21 protein-coding genes are annotated in these 22,501 nt (G+C 42.0%); 4 read left to right on the top strand and 17 right to left on the bottom strand.

Going from position 1 to position 22,501, the window contains the following annotated elements; genetic code table 11:
• Window positions 1-13 precede the first annotated feature (13 nt).
• From HUW51_RS01975 to HUW51_RS01965, 3 genes are all read right to left on the bottom strand, one after another.
• Window positions 14-748: a hypothetical protein gene (locus tag HUW51_RS01975; protein ID WP_185272325.1), complete on the bottom strand. Its 735-nt coding sequence runs from the start codon at window positions 746-748 to the stop codon at window positions 14-16.
• 323 nt (window positions 749-1,071) lie between these two features.
• The gene (locus tag HUW51_RS01970; RefSeq protein WP_185272324.1) at window positions 1,072-1,605 is read right to left on the bottom strand and encodes a DUF4142 domain-containing protein; all 534 of its coding nucleotides are present in this window, start codon (window positions 1,603-1,605) and stop codon (window positions 1,072-1,074) included.
• A 760-nt stretch (window positions 1,606-2,365) separates the two neighbouring features.
• Entirely contained in the window at window positions 2,366-2,614 is a 249-nt protein-coding gene (locus HUW51_RS01965) for a hypothetical protein (RefSeq protein ID WP_185272323.1), read from the bottom strand.
• A 239-nt stretch (window positions 2,615-2,853) separates the two neighbouring features.
• Between HUW51_RS01965 and HUW51_RS01960 the strand changes: the two genes are divergently transcribed.
• A complete protein-coding gene (locus HUW51_RS01960; protein WP_185272322.1) occupies window positions 2,854-3,693 on the top strand; it encodes a glycoside hydrolase family 25 protein in 840 nt (279 codons plus the stop codon).
• 114 nt (window positions 3,694-3,807) lie between these two features.
• On the opposite strand, the gene kynU is transcribed toward HUW51_RS01960, so the two are convergent.
• Window positions 3,808-5,103 carry a kynureninase gene (kynU, locus tag HUW51_RS01955; RefSeq protein ID WP_185272321.1) on the bottom strand — a complete coding sequence of 432 codons (1,296 nt, stop codon included), beginning with the start codon at window positions 5,101-5,103 and terminating at the stop codon, window positions 3,808-3,810.
• Window positions 5,104-5,396: 293 nt separating this feature from the next.
• Between kynU and HUW51_RS01950 the strand changes: the two genes are divergently transcribed.
• The gene (locus HUW51_RS01950) at window positions 5,397-5,948 is read left to right on the top strand and encodes a hypothetical protein (protein ID WP_185272320.1); all 552 of its coding nucleotides are present in this window, start codon (window positions 5,397-5,399) and stop codon (window positions 5,946-5,948) included.
• Window positions 5,949-5,994: 46 nt separating this feature from the next.
• Here HUW51_RS01950 and HUW51_RS01945 read toward each other — a convergent pair whose 3' ends face one another.
• From HUW51_RS01945 to HUW51_RS01895, 11 genes are all read right to left on the bottom strand, one after another.
• Window positions 5,995-7,548, bottom strand: a complete 1,554-nt coding sequence (locus HUW51_RS01945) for a protein adenylyltransferase SelO (protein ID WP_185272319.1) — start codon at window positions 7,546-7,548, stop codon at window positions 5,995-5,997.
• 359 nt (window positions 7,549-7,907) lie between these two features.
• Window positions 7,908-8,291, bottom strand: coding sequence for a DUF3037 domain-containing protein (locus HUW51_RS01940; RefSeq protein WP_185272318.1), 384 nt, complete (start codon window positions 8,289-8,291; stop codon window positions 7,908-7,910).
• Window positions 8,269-9,063: a HipA family kinase gene (locus tag HUW51_RS01935; RefSeq protein ID WP_185272317.1), complete on the bottom strand. Its 795-nt coding sequence runs from the start codon at window positions 9,061-9,063 to the stop codon at window positions 8,269-8,271. The genes HUW51_RS01940 and HUW51_RS01935 overlap by 23 nt, the downstream gene beginning before the upstream one ends.
• Window positions 9,064-9,377: 314 nt before the next feature.
• Entirely contained in the window at window positions 9,378-11,297 is a 1,920-nt protein-coding gene (locus HUW51_RS01930; protein WP_185272316.1) for a DUF3857 domain-containing transglutaminase family protein, read from the bottom strand.
• Between the two features lie 30 nt (window positions 11,298-11,327).
• Window positions 11,328-13,304 (bottom strand): DUF3857 domain-containing protein, encoded by a 1,977-nt coding sequence (locus tag HUW51_RS01925; protein WP_185272315.1) that lies wholly within the window; start codon window positions 13,302-13,304, stop codon window positions 11,328-11,330.
• A gap of 256 nt (window positions 13,305-13,560) precedes the next feature.
• Complete coding sequence (locus tag HUW51_RS01920) at window positions 13,561-14,148, bottom strand: inorganic diphosphatase (protein WP_185272314.1); 588 nt, start codon at window positions 14,146-14,148, stop codon at window positions 13,561-13,563.
• Complete coding sequence (locus tag HUW51_RS01915; protein WP_185272313.1) at window positions 14,145-17,117, bottom strand: M1 family metallopeptidase; 2,973 nt, start codon at window positions 17,115-17,117, stop codon at window positions 14,145-14,147. The genes HUW51_RS01920 and HUW51_RS01915 overlap by 4 nt, the downstream gene beginning before the upstream one ends.
• A 72-nt stretch (window positions 17,118-17,189) precedes the next feature.
• Window positions 17,190-17,717: a GNAT family N-acetyltransferase gene (locus tag HUW51_RS01910; RefSeq protein ID WP_185272312.1), complete on the bottom strand. Its 528-nt coding sequence runs from the start codon at window positions 17,715-17,717 to the stop codon at window positions 17,190-17,192.
• Between the two features lie 211 nt (window positions 17,718-17,928).
• Window positions 17,929-18,576, bottom strand: coding sequence for a 3-keto-disaccharide hydrolase (locus HUW51_RS01905; RefSeq protein WP_185272311.1), 648 nt, complete (start codon window positions 18,574-18,576; stop codon window positions 17,929-17,931).
• A gap of 244 nt (window positions 18,577-18,820) precedes the next feature.
• On the bottom strand, window positions 18,821-19,780 hold the full coding sequence (locus tag HUW51_RS01900; RefSeq protein WP_185272310.1) for a cation transporter: 960 nt from the start codon (window positions 19,778-19,780) through the stop codon (window positions 18,821-18,823).
• A complete protein-coding gene (locus tag HUW51_RS01895; protein ID WP_185272309.1) occupies window positions 19,767-20,246 on the bottom strand; it encodes a transporter substrate-binding domain-containing protein in 480 nt (159 codons plus the stop codon). The genes HUW51_RS01900 and HUW51_RS01895 overlap by 14 nt, the downstream gene beginning before the upstream one ends.
• Before the next feature lie 238 nt (window positions 20,247-20,484).
• On the opposite strand from HUW51_RS01895, the gene HUW51_RS01890 reads away from it, so the two are divergent.
• Window positions 20,485-20,841: a cupin domain-containing protein gene (locus HUW51_RS01890; RefSeq protein WP_185272308.1), complete on the top strand. Its 357-nt coding sequence runs from the start codon at window positions 20,485-20,487 to the stop codon at window positions 20,839-20,841.
• 147 nt (window positions 20,842-20,988) lie between these two features.
• Here the strand turns inward: HUW51_RS01890 and HUW51_RS01885 are convergent, their stop codons facing one another.
• Together HUW51_RS01885 and HUW51_RS01880 are read right to left on the bottom strand one after the other, a co-directional pair.
• Window positions 20,989-21,282 (bottom strand): hypothetical protein, encoded by a 294-nt coding sequence (locus HUW51_RS01885; protein ID WP_185272307.1) that lies wholly within the window; start codon window positions 21,280-21,282, stop codon window positions 20,989-20,991.
• A gap of 142 nt (window positions 21,283-21,424) precedes the next feature.
• A complete protein-coding gene (locus HUW51_RS01880; RefSeq protein ID WP_185272306.1) occupies window positions 21,425-21,892 on the bottom strand; it encodes a MaoC family dehydratase in 468 nt (155 codons plus the stop codon).
• A 227-nt stretch (window positions 21,893-22,119) separates the two neighbouring features.
• Between HUW51_RS01880 and HUW51_RS01875 the strand changes: the two genes are divergently transcribed.
• Window positions 22,120-22,371 (top strand): hypothetical protein, encoded by a 252-nt coding sequence (locus HUW51_RS01875; RefSeq protein WP_185272305.1) that lies wholly within the window; start codon window positions 22,120-22,122, stop codon window positions 22,369-22,371.
• Window positions 22,372-22,501 lie beyond the last annotated feature (130 nt).

Genomic DNA, 22,501 nt, shown 5'->3' with positions numbered 1-22,501 from the left:
GATTTTTAAAAAATCAATCCCGGGTCGGGTAATTACCTAAAGTAGACAGATATTTTACCAGCGAGCGTTTAGCAATGGGCAAGATAGAATGCTCGAACGGAAAACGGGCGCGCGCCACCACCGCAAACGTAGCCGGGTTTGGAAAATCACGGTTTTCGCGGGCTAATTGTAGTTTCAGGCTTTCGTGGGTAAGCGCCATGCCGCGGCGTACCGTATCCAGGTGTTGCGTATGGATGCCCCGGTATTTTTCGTAGGTATTATTAAAAATGGTTATTTTGTAAAAGTAAATTTTAGTTTCCTGGTTCCAGTATTCTTCCAGAAACAAATATCCTTCGTTAAAATAAATAGGAGTGATGCCCACAGGGGTTATTTCCAGGTGACGCTCCACGGTGTTGTAAATTTCTTTACCGGTATCTACGGCCTGGCTAAACAAAGGCGTGGCAAACTGAATAATCTCCTCCAGTTCTTTCATGGTATCATCGTCTTCCACAATTTTCTGGTATACCAGTTCCAGTTTTTCAAAATCGGCCCGGCTGATCCGTTCCGGAAATTGCTCGTAAACCAGTTTTTTGTGTTCTTTAATCTGCAATAAATTCTGGTAATGCCTGATTAAATCGGAGAAGATAGGATATAAGCGTTGCGCGCCAAATTCAGTTTTTACGCCCTGCAGATAGTCGAGCAATAAGTATTTTTTGTATTCAAAATCAATTAAGCCATCACTGAGCCAGTTTACATGCAGCTTTTTCATAATTCAGTATTCCAAAAAAAAACGTTAATGCAGTTTGCCAGGCCAGCAGATTTTTAAAAATTTAAAAAATCTACCCGCCGGCAGAAGAGAGTTTTATAACTAAAAAATACGAAAAAAAAGTAAAAAGTACAACGCCTGTTATTTCTTTAAAACAGAAAACGATTACGCATTTTACAGTTTAATTACTAATTGGGTTTTTCCTAACCGGTATTGGCGGTGAATAATCCACTAAGGGTGGTGCTTTTTTATACGAAACAGCTTCTGTAATCTGCAGCTTATTTTTTAAATTATAAAGCCAGGTTTTTATTTTACTGCTTTACTTATTATAACGCATCGGTTTTTGATTTTACCATTAAGGCATGCTCGCGGTGAGCCTGTAAATTAGGTAAGGTGTTGGTGGCAAAATTCCGGATATCCGGGTCTTGAAGTTCCCGCGCGCCTTGTTCGTATAATTTAATAGCTTCGTCGTGGGCTTTTATTTGAACATCTACAAAATCTTTATCGAATGCAGTACCGCTTTCACTGGACAAGCGCAGCCGGATGGCCCGTTTTTCAGCGCTAAGCGAGTCGGGTAGAGTTATCTTTTTTTGAGCGGCCAGGTTTTTAAGATCTTTACTGGATGCCATGTGGTCTATTACCAGATTTTGGGCAAATTCCCGCACCTCCGCCAGGGTGCCTTTCCCCGAGGCAATTTGCCCGGTCTGAATTTCAAAAAGATCGCTGTCCGCGGCCCGCAACATAAAATCGGTTTCGGTTAAACGGTTAACCTGGCCAGCATCGTCCTTCTCACAACTGCTCACCGTCATACCAATAAACAGCAGTGTCAGCAGCCATAACTTTACCTGAATTGTATTCATCTTCGTTAAATAATATGTTTGTTTTTGTTGGGGTTTCCGGGTATAAAACAGAATAGTACTTCTGTAATTACGCATTGTTTGTAACAACGGATTGATTTTCGGGAGAGTTAATGCAAAAGCTTGATTTTACGTATTTTCAGCAAGCAAATCCGTATTAAGTGCAAATAAGGCTGTTCCCGGATAATTGTATTTTACGAGCTATTAAAAATCAAGAAAGTTAAGCCAACAAGCTTAGGCTTAGGGGTAGTTTGATAATGAAGTAGCCCTGATTTTGCTAAAATGCAGGAGAATAATTGAAGGCTTTAACTACTGGTAGAAATTTTAAAAATATTGATTTTCTGACCTTTACGGAATGGCTTGGCTTGCTTAAATTAAAAAATAGCTGCTAAGCCTTTTTTCATATTGTAACGTTTACGTCGTCGTACTTTGGTAAGATATTCGGGTAAATAACTGGTTAATTACACTTTAAGCGAATTGGTATAAAAAAATAGTCTTTGATTTGGTAATCAAAGATTATTATAAATTTTAAAAATTTATAAGTTAGCTCAATGCCTGCGCTTAAAGTAGCAGAAGCGTTTTAGAGATAGTATATTTTAAAGCTGGTGTTAAGAGAAAAGCGCAACGTACCATACTGCTTAAACAGGATTATACCGGCAAAAAAAGAGGCGGGTATTCTCCGGAATGGACCATCCGGGATTACCATTTATGTAATTATTATTAGATTTATCGGATGCTTAAATAAACAAACCGGTAGTTTGGTTTAACTAAAACCTTTCTTGTTTAAGTATTGTAATGCTTCGTTTTCCGATATCAGCACAAAGGTATCCAATACTTTTTCGGAGGTACCGGTATTATAGCCTTTAATGTAATAACACTGATTGGCTTTGTACACCGCAAAATTGTGGGCACCGTAAGGGGCGCTCAGGTTGCGGGCAAACGGAAAAGCCCGTGATAAATCGAATCTTTTGCCGCAATTGGTCTGAATGATGTTGCTGAGTTGGTGTTCCATACCGCGAAAATAATTTAAACGGGTTAATCAAATATTAAATTGGTATTATGCTGTGTTAAGATACTATTATTTTTTAGGATAAAAAAAATATTCAAACATTAATATAATAATTAACCGCATTATTTTAGCAAAATTTTAAAATTTTAAGTTTTCGGTGGCTCCGTACTACTTTGTTTATTAGCTAACTTAAATTTAAAGTAAATTGCTGCCGTTAAGAAAAAGAGCAGAAAGCATTTATAGTGGCCAGAAAATCTTCCGGAGTTAAACGACCCGTCGTTAAGCAAACCAGTTATAAAAAGTATTTTTTAAGCGCTGCTTTGCTGGTTTTAGCAATATTAGGTTATGGCTTGTATCGGCACCCGCCTGGTTTTTTAATAAAAATTTGGGGCCAGCAACGCGTAAAGCAATTTAGTAAAGAAGAGAAAGGTTATTATTATGGTTTACCCGGCGAACCAGTAAAATGGCCCACCGGAGAGGTGCTCCGGGGCATTGATGTATCAAGGTACCAAACGCACGTGAAATGGGCGCAAGTAAAAAAACAAAAAATCGATTTTGTGTTTGTAAAAGCTACCGAAGGCTTTTGGGGCCGCGATCGTTTGTTTCATAAACATTGGCAACGAACCGGACAGGCTGGCTTTATCAGAGGCGCTTACCATTTTTATCGACCCAATCAGCCGGCCTGGTTGCAGGCAGTTAATTTTTTAACGCAGGTAGAAATTAGCACCGGCGATTTGCCGCCAGTATTGGATGTAGAGCAAGCCGGTCACGCTACCGCCGAAGAATTACGCGACCGCGTAAGTACCTGGCTGCGGTGGGTAGAATGGCAGTATGGCGTTAAACCCATTATCTACACCAATTACAGTTTTTACAAGTATTATTTCGAAGGTTTTTTTGAAGATTACCCGTTTTGGATAGCACACTACCAGATTGATAAACTAAAGCTTACCAATTATAGCCGCAAACAGGTTAAATTTTGGCAACACACCGACCGAGGCGCCGTGCCCGGCATAGAAGGACGCGTAGATTGTAATGTATTCTACGGTACTAAAACAGCCCTTAAACAACTTTGCGTTAATTAAAGAACTTTTGCGAAAAGGTTGGATAGCGGTTCTACCGGAAAGAAAATTTTTAAAAATTTTCTTTCCGGCGTGCCTGATTAGGTTGCTCAAAACAGCTATTATATCGGCTAAGGGTTACCATTTAGTAGGCGCTTGTTCTAGTTCTACCCAACTTTTTCGCAGGATCTCGGCAAAGCAAAACACGTCTTCAAAAGAATTATACAAGGGCACCGGGGCTACTCTTATTACGTTAGGCTCGCGCCAGTCCAGAATTACGCCGGCTGCGGTTAGTTTCTCAAACAAAGCCCGTCCGTTTTGGTGCACCAGCAACGATAGTTGGCAGCCGCGAGCGGCTGGCTCAGTAGGCGTAATAATTTGTAATTTGCTATTGGGTAGACCCAACTCTTTAATTAAAAATTCCAGATAACCGGTTAATTGTTCGCTTTTGGCCCGTAAAGCCGGCATTCCTGCTTCGTCGAAAATATCTAAAGCGGCTTTATGCGCCGCCATGGTTAAAATAGCCCCGTTGCTTAATTGCCAGCCGGCGGCTCCCTCCATGGGCTTAAAGCCTTTTTTCATCTGGAAACGTTCTTCCTGGTTATGGCCCCACCAGCCCGCAAAACGGGGCAGGTCTGGGTTGTTTGCGTGTTTTTCGTGTACAAAGGCCGCACCTACACCGCCCGGTCCCGAATTTAAATATTTGTACGTGCACCAAACGGCAAAGTCTACTTCCCAATCGTGCAGGTTTAGTAAAACATTACCGGCGGCGTGCGCCAGATCAAAACCTATCTGGGCGCCGGCGGCGTGACCTGCCTGGGTAATTGCGGCCAAATCAAACACCTGGCCGGTATAATAATTTAGCCCACCCATTAAAATTAAAGCCAACGAATCTGCATTTTCCCGAATGGCGGCTACAATATCTTCGGTGCGTAAATTACATTCTCCGGGCCGTGGTTTTAATTCCAGAATTGCTTCTTCCGGATTGTACCCGTGAAACTTTACCTGCGTTTCCAGGGCGTATTGGTCCGAGGGGAAGGCGCCGCTTTCGGTAATAATGCGATAGCGCTCCGGGGTAGGGCGGTAAAACGAAACCAGCATCAAGTGTAAATTGGTGGTTAAATTATTCATCACGATCACTTCTTCGGGAAGCGCGCCTACTACCCGGGCTTCTTTCTCCAGAAACAGTTCGTGGTAACGAAACCACGGATTTTTACCCTCGAAATGGCCTTCTACCCCTAAGTTCTGCCAATCCAGTAATTCATTTTCTAAAGCCTCGCGTACCGATTTGGGCTGCAGCCCCAGCGAATTGCCGCATAAATAAATAGCATCTTTTCCGTTTACCTGCGGAATGTAAAACCGATCCCGGAAAGATTGTAACGGATCTTGGTGGTCGCAAGTACGGGCAAAGGCTAAAGAGTTTTCGTAAGTCATAAATAAATTTTAAAAAACAGCTTTCCGTAGAAACGCAGAAAGCCCGTTAATAGATTTATTGGTTCCCGCAATTGTTATTTTAAGGTTGTAGGCAGTGCCCGCAATAGGGTTGGATTTACAGGGTAGCCAAAGGTATACCCGAATATAAAAGTAACCCTTTCTTTAAAATTAGTTGTCTACCTGTAATGCTTCCTGCTGGAAACTATTTTGTTCCGAAGAAAAACAATTTAGTAGTAAAAAGTGGCTACTATCTTGCTTATTTTTCTTCATATTTCGTTTAAAACAGCATGGTAATGATAAAGAAGCTCTTTTTGATTGTCGTTTTTGTTTCTTTCCTGGCCGAACTAAGTTCCGCCCAAACTTTCCAGGGTTCTACATTAATAGGCGGCACCGGTACTTTGCACATTGGCACCGGCAATAATAAAGGCATGTTGTTAATGCTTTCGCCCCGGATTGGGACTTTTTTGGCAGATGATCTGGCGGTTGGCGCTACTGTGCCCTTATCGTTGTATGCTTACGCTAACTCCACTACTACCAGTGTTGGCTTAAGTCCGTTTGTGCGGGGATATTTTGGCGCTACCACTACCCGTTTGTTAGTGGAAGGGCGTATTGGGGTTCAACGCTTTGCTTACAACAGCGACAATACAAATTTCAATGATAATTCCAGTGCTTTTACCTACGGCATAGGTATAGGCGCCGTCCATTTTATTTCGGAACAAGTAGGCTTGGAGCTTTTATTAAGCTACGATAACTCGGGGAACAACGATGCTATTTTAACGATGGCTAACTTAACCGGAATTAACCTGAACGTTGGGTTTCAAATTTACTTACCCTCAGCCAAATAAATGTAAAACTCAAAATTCAAGGTTAAAGAAGTTGTAAGCGTATTTTCTAAGAACTGCACGACAGCATGGAACAACCCGCTTTTTGGCTGGCCCAAGCGGGTCTTTTAGCAAAAAATGCATCATGGTTCCGGGAATAAGGTTCTTTTATGGCTGCTTGCAGCTTTTCAAAAAGTTGGCTGTTTCCTTGTTCCAGCTCCTCAATTGCCTGGTGCAGTAAATAATTGCGTAAAATAAACCGGGGGTTGTGGGCGCGCATGCGTTCTTTTGCTTCTTCTTCCGGGATGGCATTGGTTTGCCGGCGTTGTTCGTACTTTTGAATTACGTTGTACAAGGCGGTACTTTTATCTGAATCGGGTTCTTTATAGAAGCTGTCTTTAAAATAATTTAAAATTTCTGATTCATTTAATTGCTGAGGTAAGTCTATTAACAACTGGTAAAAAATGGTCATATCGGGTTTTACCTGGGCCAGCATATTTTCAAATTCAGAAATTAAAACGCCATCTTCCGGCCGGACTGCATCTAAACCTAATTTATTGGCCATCATGGTTTGGTATTGTTGCACGTAGATGGGTTCGTACGTATCCAAAGCGGCCACGAGCTGGTCGGTGTCCGGAAAAAGAATGGCCAGTGCGCTTGCCAAACAGCCTAGGTTCCAGTAGGCAATACCGGGTTGTTTGCCAAATGCATACCGGCGACCAGGTAAATCGGTCGTGTTGGGCGTAAAACGTAAATCAAAGTTATCGACGAACGAAAACGGACCGTAATCGATAGTTAACCCCAGTATCGACATGTTATCGGTGTTCATCACTCCGTGTACAAAACCTACCCGTTGCCATTCTACCATCAGGTGGGCGGTGCGTTCTACTACTTCTTTAAACCAGTTTATAATTTTATCTTCGCCGGTAATGTGCGGATAGAAGCGAGTAATGGTCCAATCTACTAATTTTTTTAAATTTTCTTCTTCCTGGCGGGCGGCGGGCATCTCAAAATTGCCAAAGCGCAAAAAGCTGGGTGCTACCCGCAGCACAATGGCGCCGGGTTCGTATTGCGGGTTGCCGTTGTAAAACATATCCCGCACTACCTGGTCGCCGGTTGTTACTAAACTTAAAGCCCGGGTAGTAGGTACTCCCAGGTAAAACATGGCCTCACTCATTAAATATTCCCGCACCGAAGAGCGTAGTACTGCCCGGCCGTCGGCGCGCCGGGAATAGGGGGTAGGGCCCGCGCCTTTTAACTGCAACTCCCAAGACTTGCCCGTATTAGTTTGCCATTCGCCTAAAGTTATTGCCCGACCATCGCCTAATTGTCCGGCCCAGTTACCAAACTGGTGCCCTGCGTAACAAGCCGCGTAAGGGTACATGGTTTCCGTAACTAAGTTGCCGCCCAATATTTTTACATCGTCAGCGGTAGGGTTTGCTATTTCCAATTCCTTGGCTACATCCTCTGACCACGCCAGTAATTGCGGGTTTTGTACCGGCGTAGGCAAGGCTTTACTATACAACATGCCCGGGGTTTGCCGAGGCCTTAAATCCCCGCTGTTATCCCCCGGGAAATTATTTACAAATTCGTTCTGATATATTTTAGTGCGGAGACTGTGCATAATTTTTAAAAAATTTAATTCCGGATGATCTGGTTTTCACCAGCAAATCGTCCATCATTTTAGGCTTATACTTACAGGTTATTTAACGAGAAAGATTGAACAAAAATTTAAAATTCTATTAAACCACCCTGATTAGTAGAATTCTTGCGCGAATGGTTTAGTTCAAGAAAATTTAAAGTCAAACCCAGTACGCTACGAATCAGGTTTGATTAACCTGTGCGCAAAACCGGGAAAATTTAAAATTTTAGATAAAACAGGTGAATATAACTAAAGGTTATGCTTTACGGTGAGACTAAGAAGCAGATGATTTATAAGTGAAATAATTGATTCAAGAATTATTAACAAGCTGGAGTAGATTACTATAAAACCAATTGCGCGTGTAAACGCAAAAGTGCTTGTTCTGAATTGGTACATAAACCGGGGTGCACTCCCGACGTTTGAATGACGGTACTACGCGCGGCAGTGAGCCAGCGAAACCGGCTGGCCAATGGTAATTGCCCAATCACACCACCCATTTTTCCGCCGGCGCAAATTTTTTCGAATACCCGCAAACGTTCCTGTATTTCTATTACATCTAACTTTTTCGAGAAGGCCAGTAAGCGGGTTTCGTTCAGCTCAAACAAAGTGCGTAAAAAGCCTTGCGCCGGACAGTACAAGATTACGCCCACATTTAAAAACTCTTCTCGTTCCACGCGGGGCACTACCCGAATGGTGGCGTACTCAAATAAGTGCTTTTCTGGCATGTTGGGCGGCTTGAACAAAAATAGAAGAGTGAGAAATGCGATTATTTAAAAAATGGGCGTACATCTGCCGGGTTTCTTCGGCTGGTTCGTTGTTTTCGTTGGTTAACCATTCTGCCGGAATCAGGGAAACTATTTGATTAATTAAATCTGGAGTTAAGATGGAACGGAATGCTGCATCTATCGAATCTAACTCACTGGCCCGGGGCAACAATACGTGATCTTTAATCGGAGCAAAAGGGCGTACGCTTTGTTCTTCCCAATTCTGGCCCGCGTGATGAAAATACAAGGCCGCTCCGTGGTCGATGAGCCACAATTCTTTGTGCCAGATAAGCATGTTGGTATTCCGGGCTGTCCGGTCTACGTTGGTAATCAAACAATCTAACCACACAATCTGGGACGCTAACTTGGGGTCTACCGTAGTTACCAGGGCATCAAAAGTAATAGCACCGGATAAATAATGCAGACCTAGGTTAAGCCCTTCGCTGGCCCGGAGCAAATCCTGAATTTCTTCGTCGGGTTCGGAGCGGCCAAAAGCTACATCTAGTTCGGCAAACACGATTTCGGGTACGCGAAAACCAAGCGTCCGCGCAATTTCGCCGCAGATTAATTCGGCAATTAAAGCTTTTACTCCTTGTCCGGCGCCCCGGAATTTAATTACGTAAAAGAATTCGTCGTCGGCCTCCACAATGGCGGGCAGCGAGCCACCTTCGCGTAAAGGCGTTACGTAACGAATGATCTGGACAGTACGAAGAGGCGATAAGTTATTTCGCATACACAAAAATAGTCGGTAATTTTTCTTAGTAGCTTAAAAAAGCAGCAACTCCAGCATTTATCCGCGAGCGGGCGCTTATTTACTTGAAGACTAATACGGAAGAAATAACATTACCCAACCAAAATGAGCTGAAAAATAAAATTTAATCTGCTGGCCTTAAATGTAGTAAGTAACAGAAAAGGTAAAATAAGCTTGAAACCGCGGGTAGAAGGTGCTGAAAATGAAAAATTTTTAAAATTTAAGTAGCTGATTTTTAAAAACAAAAGGCTTCTACCAAAGAATGGTAGAAGCCTTTTGTTTGCTTATTGGATGTATTACTGTGGTTTACTATTCAATAAAACAATCTTCATTTTATCCGCGGCAACAATTTTTTTGTGAAAATCTACCAGTTCCGGGTAAGCTGTTTTGGGGAATGTGCCTTTGTGCATTTGCAGCGTACGAATATAAGTGAGCGTGTTATCTTTAGCCGTTACCGATGCCGTATATTCTCCAAACTGCGATTTAACGGAGATTTTTTCTGGTAAATGTTCCATTTCGAAAGCACCAACGGGTAAATCATAACGAATGGTATCCGAATCGATGAAGGCCATTTTGATCATTACTTCGGATTGGCGGTTTTCTAATTTGGGCGGAACACTGCGCCATTGGTTCAGCATATTTACTTCCAGGAAAAGCCGTTTGCCACTAGCGGTGGCGTATTTATTGGCTTGCAGCATAACTTTTTCTTTTACCGCCGGAATTTTACTTTTTTCGGCTTTAAACTCGAATTTTTTAATGTCGAAATTAGCTAAGGTAAGATGGTCGTATAACCATTTTTTCTGCTTATCAGTGGTTTCCTGCATAACTTCGCTTACGTATTTCTGTTGCAATCCTTTGTACGTGGTATTTACCTCGGCGGCGGCATTGCCGGTTTCGTCTAATTTCACTGTAACTGTACGATATTGCGTGTTATTCTGGGCAGTATAAACCGGTGTTTTAACTAATTTACCACCTTCCGGAGTAATTAAAAGTACATGCCGATCGCCGGTAAAGTCGCCTAGGTAACCCGCCGCTTCTGTTTGACTGGTACACTCTAACCACATCGTATCTTGAGCCAATGGAACGCTTAAAATTACGTGATTAAACTGGTCGCTCGGAAAATCCGTGCGAATATCAGGACTATTTGGTCCGGCTTTTACGATAGCCGCGTACGACGGAATACCAACAGCATTAAGCATGGCTTTCATGTAGTTCGTTAAAGCTTTGCAGTCGCCATAACCATTTTTGTCAACGGTGGCGGCATCAAAGGTCTGCAAACCACCGATACCCAACTGAATACCTACATAACGAGTATTGCTTTGCAAGTATTCGTAGACTTTCTTAATTTTTGCTTCCGGACTTTTTTCATCTTGTACCAGCGCTTTAATTTTGCTGGCGGTAGCTTCTGGCAAAACGTCACGGTCTTTGTTTAAGTCGTAGTACCATTTTCCGTAGGACTGCCAGGTGTTCAATTTCCCTGGACGATTATCCAGTTCAAAATCTTCGGGAGCTAAATAAACACTAGGAACTAATTTGTTAAACCTTGGCCCGTAAGGTTCCAATTCCAAAGTAGGTATATTGGTTAAGGTCCAAATATACTTTTTACGGTCACCCTCAGTACTTTCAGTTAAAGCTTGGCTGACGTTAACTTCTTTGTAACGCAGGTTTAACTTAGCTGGAGTTTCTACTTGAAAAGTGGCTTTTTCAACTGCTACGTTTTCGTCAGTTTGCGGGAAAAATGTAGGATATACGACTAAACCGTTCCAGGTAGTTTCGTATTCAAATTCTACGGTATAGGGATATTGTATGGGTGTAAAGCCTGCAATCTTGGCTCGGTTATCTTCGTAGAGGGAGCCACCTGAGTTTGCAGAAACATCGGAAATTTCAGAAGGTTTTAACTTTTTTAAAATTTTGCCATTGGCGTCGTACATTATACCCTTCAGGTAATTAAACCGGATAAATTTATCGTAACCCACCTGGCAGTAAGAATATTCTTTAGCCTTTTCGTTAAAGATGGTAACTACTATGTGAGTCTTATATACAGCTTTGCCCGGGCTGGAAATATTAAAACTTTCTTCATTTAAACGAATCACCGCATTCGCGTTTTCCCGCAGCGGGTTAGGGATAGAACCTACTTCGTACCGGATTTCGGCGGCATAAGCGGCCTGTACACTCAGCACTAAGCCCAGCAAAAAGCGAATAATTGTTTTTACCATGGTGTTCCTGGTTTGGTAAGTTTTGGGGGATTAGTTAATGGTTTTTTTCAGGACAATTTGCTCCGCTTGTTTCGCTACAATCTGGTTGTAAAACTCTTTCAGGTACGGGTATTCTTCGGCTAAAAACTGCGGGCGGTTAATGGTTAATTTACTTAACACATTAATGGTGTTGCCAATAGTAGTTACACTATAAACAAAGCTGCCGCCATCTTCTGGTAAATTTACCTTGGTGCTCTTAGGTTGTTCTTCCACGGCAAAACCGGTCGGAATGGTGTAAGAGTACATATAAGTTTGTTCAACTGCCGTTGTAAAGTCGATGGGGTATTTGCGGGTTTCGTGTTTAAACGGATTAGCCTTAATTCCTAAGCTCTGCATCGGTTGCAGGTAGATAATATTACCCGCTTGCGGCTGACCAGAGGCAGTTACTTCATAATCAATAATCAGGGGCTCTACCGAAGGAGTGGTATTTTTAAGATTTATATTTTTAATTTCGAAAAGGTCAGAAGCCTTTTTTAAATTATCAATGTATTTCTTTTCTCCGTCCTGCGAAATGGATTTGCGGCAAGATAATGCATTATGGCCATTACGAACCACGTGTACTACCCCGTTAATGGAGTTATCTTCGCCGATTACTAATTTGGAATGGTGTACAAACGAATCTTTAGAACCGGACTGCAAAGCTACCCAATCTGAGTTTTCGGCGGAGATTAAACGGCCTACTTCACTAATGCAACGGGAAGGTAAAACGTTGATCGTGCCCATGGGTTCAGTAGCATCCAGCAGATATACTTTATCCCCAATTTTAGCGTGAGCAATGGTATAGTTGAACTTGGTTAAGCTGGGATAATACGGGTTGATTCTACCATGACCGCGGGTGCTCAAAATTACCGGATCGGCTTCAATACCAGCTTCTTTTAACATGGCTGTTAATAATAAATTAATTTCGGCGGAGGTTCCTACTTTTTTCTCCAGTAGTTTGCCAAAAGTTTGGGTGGCGTATACCCGGTAGGATTCGTTCCACTTAAAGTTAGAGCGCACATAATCAAAAATGGCTTCTAGGCGTTTAACTGGTTCGGTTTGCTGTGCTATAATTGGGGCAGTCAGGGCTTTAACAGTACCGTTTTTCTTTAAGCGTCCGCCAAAGTTTTCGCTTTGCAGTAAGTTCGTGGTAATTTTATCCCAGCTATTATTCATCGGCCGGACAAAATCGCCGGGAAGGCTGATACGGCCTAACTCAAATTCAATACGGGCTACATAATCTTTCAGGCTGCTCATGTAAGGCTCTTCTTCCATCGCCGGAACATCTTTCATGGCCCAGATATACCGCGTGCCAGTGCCGGTTAAACTTGCCGATAAGCTAACATTTATAGGTTCTGATTTTACCAGGTAAAAAGGCTCGTATCCTTGGGTGGTTTTCTTGTAATCAAACCATTCCGGGAATTCGGCGGTGTACTCACTGTACAATACCGGAATACTGCGTTGGAAGGTCCAGTTAGGAAAGTCGAAGATGTAACCCGATTTAACCCGGTAACTGTATTCGATAATCGAGCCTTCTTTTACGTTGGGTAAAGAGAACTTCTGATTGGTCCAGAATTCATCTTCTTTTTCGTTAAATACCGCTTCTTTGGGCATTTTGTCGGTAACTACCTTGCCATCTACTAGGTTATAGGTATTACCTTTTAAGTTCATAACGGTTTCTCGGTCGCTGTTAGAGCTACCAAAAAGTGGAACGGTGGTAGTTGCCCAGTCGTAGCCGTTCTTTTTTAAAATTTTAATGCGCACATGGTGGTCCGAATACAAAACCAAACCCGAGGCATCTACACCAAACTTAGATTCGCCTACATTAAATAAAACTACGGCACTAACGCTGGTATCGGCGCTGTATTTTTTTTCAAAATCTTTAGGTTCTATTTTTCCAAATTTGGGGATTACCATCGGGGCCTGGCCAAACGACCAGAAGGAAATACCAGTAAGAAAGAAAATTAAAAAAGGTAAACGTTTCATCATATAAGATTGATTGGATAAAAAGTGTTTTTTAGGATATTTAGCTAATACTATATTTTTTATTTAAAATATAGTATTAGCTAAATATCGTGCCAATAATCTTGAGGAATACGAAATAAATAACTGTGAATTAAGGCTTAGTAAAACCAGCAGAAATTTTAAAAATCAAATGTTACGGCGCTCCGCTTTGGGAGAAACAGGGTAACTGAAAAATTTTAAAATTTAAAAATTTAAAAAATGGCAGGTCGCCGGAAAGTTTTTACAGCAGATGCTGGCGAATAAAATCTTCGGCGTACTGTTCATTTTTCCAGCCCAGAATGCGCACCTTCTGACTGGGGTTAGCGTGCCGGAACCATTTCGTTAAAATATCTTTAATTTCGGGATAAGCTTGGTTAAAAGAGGCATAATCATCGGCGGTGATTATTTGCTGGGTGGGTTTAGCCGGAATGGCAATTACTGTAGGATCTGGTAGGCCATCGCGCTCCAGCAAGATAACACCCAGGGGCAATACTTCCAGCACGGTGCCGCTTGGCTGGCTTTCCGAGAGGACTAATATATCAATTGCTTGTTCGTCGCCGGCTTTCTCGCCGGCCGTTTTGGTAGAAGGAATAAAGCCATAGTTGCCCGGAAAAGGCAAGTAGCGCACAGTTTGATCCGATGCGTTCTTAAATTCTTTTTCTTTAGCGTTATATTTTACTATTTGATTGGTGCCCGCCGGTATTTCAATAATGGCTTGTAGGTACTTCTTGTCGGTAAAAGCGGGTAAATTTTGGTAGTCGGTTTTACAGGCCGATAAACTGAATGCAACAAAAAGGAATAAACCAGCAAAGAAATTGAATCGGATCATTGTTTTAAAGTATCAGTCAATAAGCGGAAAGGATTATAAGCCGATAAGTTTAAGGTAAAACGGATATTGCGGGTAAAATCTTTGAAGCTACCCGGTAACTTATTTTCGTAATTGCTGCCCGTTACAGGAAAGTAAAATTGTAAAAGTTTACCGCCCTTAATTGTTAAACCGCTACCATAATAAAAATCGGTATTAACCCCTGACTGGAAATTGCCGGATGTCACCGAAGCTACACCCGCATCGCCGTACCAACTTAAGGGGGTAATAGGTAAATCCAAAACCAAATTAAGCGAGGTTAACCAGCGGTCGGCGTACACGGGCAGGTAGTTTTTAAAAGCACCCTCGCGGTTATCAGTTTGGTGGACAAAGGCCATAAATGAAGAACTGCGCTGCGACCGGTCGAGGAAGATGGTCTCTTTTTTATAATCCTGACTGCCGCTTAAACCTAACCTAAACTGATCGTAACCAATGCCCAGAGGCTTATCACCGAAAAATTTACCCACAAAAAAACGGGTTTGCAGCCACCTGCCCGGCCGGTATTGCCGATCGTATTCCAAGGTTATTTTCCCGAGTACGGGTTTGCTTTGGGTAGTTTGATTACGATTTACAATAAAAACATCCATGCTGGCTTCGGCCGAAATCCGTTTTACCGCATTTTTAGCAGAAATCCGGTATTGTACCGACGGAATGGTGTAGGCAAAATCGTATTCAAAATAACTATCTTGTTCGTTTACTTGCAACCGGATGGGGGTACTCACGTGCGTAGAGCTGATGCGCAATTGCTGCTCGGGAGAGTAAACGCTGAACCGGGGTAGGTTAAACGTAAGCGAAGGTTCGTATTTTTTAAATTTTTCAAATCTGGCTACCTGAAAACTCAAGGTAGTTATCCCCATATTCTGGCGGGGCAGTACATTCAGGTTAATGGTGCCGGTACCGTTTATCCGGTTTTGGTTAAAACTGTAGAGGGGCATTAGCACGTAATTCACTTTTTTCTGAATCAGGGAGCTGTTATAAACGGCCAAACCCAGCATAAATTTGTCGTAGGTGTTGGCGCCAATCACGGGCAAGTAGTACAGTTGTTTGCGGTCGGGTTGTTCAATACCAGCCAGCAATTGCAGGTTTAGCTTTTCTTTTTCCGGAAAAGGCTGGTTTAATTTTACTTGATTATTGCCCCGGTTTACTTCGGGTAAAAGATGCTCCGGATCCAGCAGTATTCGATCGGCATTCGGTGCGTTTTTAAAATTTATTTTTTCGTCGTGCACCAGCGGGCCAACCCATTGCGTTTCCAGAATTTTGCCCGAGGCATCTACCGCGGCTACCGGCACCGGAAACGGGAAAGCTGTATTATTTTGCACCGTAACTTGCGCCTGGTTGCCCGTATTTTCTTTTTTTAATGCGGCATCTACGGGAGCATTGGTTTGAATTAAATTTTTAAAAAACCAGTCGAGTTTCTCGCCGGTTTCTTGTTCCAGCACGTTTTGCAAATCTTCGGGGTAGGGATGCTTAAACTGAAATTTCTGGTAATACGCCTGTATGGCCCGGTCGAACTTAGCCTGACCCAGGTAAGCGGCCAGGTACTTGAACAACATACCGGTTTTCATGTAAACAATAGCGCCGTAATTGGTAGTAGTGTAGTGAGCAGCGGGTAATTGCACCGGCTGACTTAAACCGCGACTGGCTAGCATTTGGTACAAGAGCAGGTTTAAACTGTTGGCGTGAATGTTTTCCAGATTAAACGCTTTTCTCAGTTTTTTACTCTTAACCAGCGGTTCTAACTGGCTGTAATCCGGGTTTTCTAGTTCATTTAACCGAAACTCGTAATACGAATTAATACCTTCGTCCATCCAGGCATATTCGCGTTCGTTGTTACCCAAAATGCCGTAAAACCAATTATGGCCAACTTCGTGGATGATAGCTTCCGGATCGGTTACCGTAACCATCGGGTACTCCATGCCCGAGCCGGCACTTAAAGCGCCATCCACGGCCGTAGCGTGTTCGTAGGGGTAGTCGCCCACCCACTCGGAATAATATTTTACTGCCAGGTTAATGTCTCTTATGCTGTTTACCCAGGTAGCCGCATTCTTATTTAAAAAAAGCAGCCAGGTAGTTACGGTGCGGCCAGAATTGGGCAGGTTCACGGCACTTTTCAGAACATTAAACCGCTTATCGGCGAACCAGGCAAAATCATGGATATTGTCTTGCACATAGCGCAAGGTTTTGGTTTGAGCCGAAGAAGCTGGAAAGGCGGTATCCGCCGGAAAACTTGTTTTGTTGGCGGTTATGGTGGCTAAAGAATCCATCCGGTTCTGTTCTTCCGGATTTTGCAGTACCCCGGTGGCCCCCATGGTATAATTAGCGGGCAATGTTATAGAAACATCAAATTTACCGAATTCGCTATAAAACTCACCTTGGTTTAAGTAAGGCATTTGGTGCCAACCTTTTTGGTCGTAGACGGCCGGTTTAGGAAACCATTGCGTTATCTGGTACGATTGCCCTAAGTGCCCGAGCCGGGAAAAAGAGCCGGGCAATTGCACCTGAAACGGCGTAGTAATAATAACGCGTTGATGGGGCAATAACGGCTCATTAAGCAAGATTTTACAGATATCCGGATGCTCCGGATCTTTTTCTACCGTAGCGGTTTTGCCGTTTATTTTAAAATCTAAACCAGTGATATAGCCTTTCTGGTTGGGCGGTGAAAAATAAAAACCCGGCTCGTTCTGCTTTAAGAGTTGTTTACCTAGCGCTGTGTGGTTGTTTTGGTAAGCGTTCGGCCATAAGTGGAAATAAAGAAAAGTTAATTGGTCCGGAGAATGGTTGATGTACTCAATTTCTTCGGTTGCGGTTAAAGTATGTTGCTGGTCATTCAGCGTAACTTGTATGGTATAATTAACCTCTTGTTGCCAGTAAGTTTGGGCCCAAACGGAGTAGGGGAACAAGCCCCAAAACAACCAAAGTAGTTTTTTAATCATAATACTAAAATACGGATTCCGGAAACAATGGCTGTTTTTAAAAAAAGTATTGGCTTAGAAATGTGATGTTAACTAATCGGAGCACAGGCGGGAGTAGATGGCCAGATTAACGTATTGCCCGTTTTTGTATTCGTAATCCCGAAAAGTACCTTCTTGCTGAAATCGTAATTTTTGCAGTAGCGCGGCCGAAGCCAGATTGGGGGTTTCCAGGTAAGCTTCCAGGCGGTGCAAACGGATTTCGTTAAAGATAAAATCAATGCAGGCATCTACCGCTTCAAACATTAAACCTTGATTCCAGTACTCCGGTAACAGCCAAAAACCTATTTCCGCTTTGCGGTGCTGCCGCGAAAGATTGTTAAATCCACAAGCACCAAATAATTTTTGATTTTCCGGAAAACAAAGTCCCCACCAAATGCCGGTTTGTTGCGCAAATAAAGCGTAGTACCAGTTCATTTGGGCCTGGGTTTCGGGTAAGGTTTGGTAAGAAACACCGTAGTGGCGGGTTACATCCGGGTGCGATAAACCTTTAAATACCTGCTCTATATCGTCTTGGTTTATCTGGCGCAGGAGCAGGCGTTTCGTGTATAAATTAGGAAACATAGGAGGTAAGGCGCTTTTTTAAAGAAGCTGCAAAGAAAAAAATTAAGTTTATTTTCCGGCTTCAGCTCAGTAGATTCAAAAATTAGTAAAATTAAAAAAGAGCGTCAGTTTTGCCGCTCTTTTTTAATTTTATTGAAACTAGAAGTTAAATCAGGTTACCATAAGTTGCTTAGAATAAGCTGTAATTCTTTTGTGGTAATCTTTGTCCAATTTAAGGCAAAGGTTTAATCATCACGTCTTTAAAATAAACTTTGCTATCCGGATCGTGGCCTTGCAGCGCTACGGTGCCGCTGGATAGCATTTTGCCGCCCATGTTGGTAGTGGCAATGCTATCGGGTTCGGTGTAATCCACTACTACTTTGTCGTTTATTTTAATGGTGATGCGTTTGCCTTGTACCGTTATGGATTCGGTGTACCACTCGTTGTCTTTTACCACTTGTTCTTTTACGTCTTGCACGGCATATAAACTGCCGGTGCGGCGCCAATCGGTATGGGAGTTATTCACCTGAATTTCGTAGCCTTTGGAGGGCCAGCCGGTTTCCTGGTAGGCTGTGTGAATAAACATGCCGGAGTTAGAACCGGGGGTAGTCATTACCTGGGCTTTAAATTCAAAATTTTTAAAATCGTGGTTTTGTACCGGCCCTTCGTAAAACAAGTGCGCCCGGGGGCCATGCACCACAATAGCGCCATTCTCGACGCTAAAAGTGGCGGGGTTTTCGCTGGCCCGCCAGCCGTTTAACGAAGTACCATCAAAAAGGCTGATCCAGCCATCTTTACTTTCTTTGGGGCCTTTGCTGGCGCTGGTAGTACATCCAAAAAGGAACAGGGCCAAAACCCAAAGGTTTAATGTTTTCTTCATGTGTTTTATGTAAAAAGTTTAGTTAACACAAACTTAAAATAGTATGCCTGGTGTAAAGCAAAGTGAGTACAAGGATATAGGAACTAAATTTTTTAAAAAATTAACATTCCTTATTCTCTAAGCCAGCATACCCTGGTTTTTTTTAATAAAGTTCTTAACCCAGAACGTTACATTTAGCTTCTTCCGGCTTAAAGCTTTTTTTAATTTGTACCAAAAAATAACTCCAAAGCAAATAAACGTAAGTTTATTTATTTTCGGAAGTAGGTAATTGACTTACCAAAGTAATAATAAATTCGTGGAGATGCCAATGCATGTTTTCTATTTCGCGGCTGGTATCTTCCAGGTGCTGCGTAAGATTAGTGGTAACGGCTGGTACCACAAAGGCTTCGCCAAAATAAATATGACCATCTTCCCGGATCCGGATGGCAGAATCTTTAATCCAGCTTTTCTGGCGCAAAAATTCCTCGATGTGTTTAATTATGGGGTCAGGTTTTTGATTATCAACGGTTTTGGGTATTTGATCGATTAAGTCAAACAAAGCTTGTTTTAAATTTTTAAAACCATCATGAATTACGTCCAGGGCAATTAAGGAAGCCGCTACTGCATCGGCCCACCAGAAACCCCAACCAATTCCTAAAATTCCCACGATGGCCGCTACCCCGGTCATCCAGTCGGCTTTTTGCATTTCGGCATCGGTATGTAAGTTTTTTTCGTGCAGCTTTTGAGCCAAAGGTAATTTGGCTTTTCCCAGAAAAATAGACGGTACTGTTCCCCAGATTAAGGCCACAATCATCAGGTACCCGGACCAAATTTGATGGCCGAAAATAATAGTAGTGCCAATGGTTGGCCGATCTGCTTTAATTAAGGTTAAGCCCGAATCAATAACTAAAAAGATGCCTACCGAAAATAAAGCCAGCGAGCTGCACAAATAAGCAATAGAAACTACTTTGTGATAGCCATACGGAAACTCGTTATTGGCGGGCTTTAGAAAAATTCGGGAAATTACCAGAAAAGCTACCGAAGGTGTAAGGCTTAATAAGTCTTCGTACCAAGCCGTTTTCATGGCTTGCGAGTTGCCCATCGTTAGGTACATTACAACCACTGTAACCGATAAGTAAGCGATGGTTAACCATTCTAAACGTTTAGCTTTCCGATATAAAGGTTGCAGTTCCGCAGGAAATTCAAAGGTCTTAACGGTTTTCATAAGTTTGTAAGCGGCTGGGTAGGTTGGCTTCCTGGCGGTGTAAAAATGTTTCTAAGGCAACGGTAAAGGCATTTTCGCCTTTTATAACCGCCATTACATGTTTTTCTTTTGGTATTTGATAATAAGGCCGGGTAAAACTTATTTTGCTCTTCCAGGAATTTTTATCGGTAATGCCCCCAATTACCAGGTGCAGTTCTTGTTTTTCCAGTTTTTCGAATAAATCTTGCTCGGTATCGTTTACCCAAATAACTTTTGCCTGCTGGGTTTGGGCAAACTCTTTTATTAATTCGGCTTCCAGGCCCGTAGGGGCGGCATTGGTTTTTATTACCCAGGGTGGGTTTTCGGAATAACCTACTAATAAGGTACCATTTTTTACTTTTTCAAGGGTTTTATCCGGGTCGCGCGGAAAGTTATGGCAAGCCGAGATTATAAAAACAAGTAAAATAAAACAGTGCACAAGGCGCATAAAAATTGGGGGTGAAATATACGTTTACTTAGCCTACGTGGTACAGCAAGTAAACTCCTGATAAATTAAATTTATACAGCAATTAAATCAAATTACCGCAATTGGTAAACTTACCCGATAACCCAATTTTTAAAAAATCGGTAATCTGGTAATAAACAAAACAGAAAAATACCGTTTGATTTTTATAAAGTGCTGAGTGAAAGGAGAAATACCCCGGTAACCAGCTGTAAATAAATGTATGATAAAAGCTTATAAAATTTTCACGGGTCCGGACGGACATACGCACGTAACCCAGGGCCGGGTTGCCGATAATCAGTTAAATCAAGCCCTTGGTATCCGGTTTAAAGAAACGGCGGCACCAGCTATTTACGACTGGCATACGGCGCCAACTAATCAGTACGTACTTACCTTAACCGGTACGCTGGAGTTCGAAACCTTTGATGGCCAACGCTTTATTTTACAACCCGGCGAAGTTTTACTGGCTATGGATACTACCGGCTCGGGGCACAAGTGGCGGATATTGGGCAATGACCCTTGGAAAAGGGCTTACGTGCTCTTTGATCCGGAGCAGGAAATTAACTTTAAACCGGATTAATTGCTGAAAATCAAAATTTTTAAAATTTCTGATTTTTCAAGCATAATACGCTATCATCTGCATAAAAAATAATTCCCGGTAAAATAAAAAAGAGGAAGTATTTACTTCCTCTTTTTTATAATCAAACCGATTTCTCAGTTATCTCGCTTATTTATCTTTTTCGTAACCAGCTAATTTTATCATCTTGTTGTAGTTTCCTAAAAGTAGGAAAGATGGGGCCCACTGACCCACGAATAAAGCTTCTTCGTCTTTTTTCATGATTTTTAAAGTAGCCGAAACTGCCATTGAGCCTAATGCTGCCCATAAAAATAGATCAGAAGGTAGCTTAGAAGTATAGTTTTCGATAGCTGCGGCAACCGGACCTTCTTTATGCTCAGGGTTTACGTTATCTGCTTTGTTTTTTAAGTCTTGGGCTTTGTTTTTTAAGTCTTGTGAGTCCATAGTTTTATAGTTTAAATATGTGTTACAAGCCTAAAAACGAATTACAGGTTAGAGGGTTTAAAATTTCTTTCATCCAGTTAAAAATATTCTGGTTAATTTTACCCTTTTTAGGTAATTTTTAGGGATAAATGCCGTGCCAAGCTTACTTATTAAAATGATATAAAAAGGTTATTGTGCCGGAGTAAGCTGGTTTAGGACTATCTTTAATTTCTAGGGTTACTTCAATTTGGGCTTTAGCCACCCCCCGCAAATTTTTCAGGGTTAGCAATTTGGCCCGCAACCGAACTTCGCTGTTAACCAGTACCGCTTGGTTAAACCGTAGATTCTCGATTTCGTAATTTACCTGCATTTTCAGGTTCCGAATCGAAATAATCTGCCCCCATAAATAAGGCAGAAGCGAAACCGTTAAATAACCGTGCGCAATGGTATTGCCGAACGGCGATTCGGTTTTTGCCCGCTCCGCATCCAGGTGTATCCATTGATGATCCAGGGTAGCATCTGCAAATTTGCTAATTTGTTCCTGGGTTATTTGGTGATACTCTGAAACGCCTAACTCGGCGCCTTCGTGCTGCTGAAATTCTTCGAAACTACTAATTACTAATGGGTTCATGTTTTATCGGGCGCTGTTTTAATGTGGCTCTATAATTTTTTAAAAATTTAAAAATCGGATAATTACATAATACCGGTATTGCGGCTAAAATTAGTTTTATATTGGTTTGCCTTAGGGCAACTAGCCTGGGGCTTTTACTTTGAAGCAGTAAATATTTAAAAAGAACTGAATGTAAACAATACGGGTTTAGTAATTACCCGTTTATTGTAGATAAGATTTAATACAACATGTTTGAGCATAGTTTATTTTACCAACTGCCCCTCCGGAACCAGGTAGAGCTTTTAAACCGCCAGGGTACGGCCGTAGCCCATCGATGCCACAAAGGCTGGAACATTACTTTATACGCCATTAATAATAACTTTGTAGAACGTTGGGAAAAAAACGGGTTAGATATTGTGGCCTCTTTTAAAGCAGAAACCAGTGCCGTAACTATTCTGGAGCCCTATTTAGATAAACTGGAGGTGGAGCCGATTTATTAATGGTTAAGATTCTACTGTCGTTTTTATTGCTTATAAAAATACCAGCTATTAGCTCTTAATTAGGTATGAAACCAAAAATAAAAAATTTTAAAAATTAAGCTTATGGTACTTTTTACCTTAAAAGAAGAAG

The sequence above is a fragment of the Adhaeribacter swui genome, assembly GCF_014217805.1.
Classification (GTDB): domain Bacteria; phylum Bacteroidota; class Bacteroidia; order Cytophagales; family Hymenobacteraceae; genus Adhaeribacter; species Adhaeribacter swui.
This window is presented reverse-complemented; position numbering and strand designations above follow the sequence as displayed.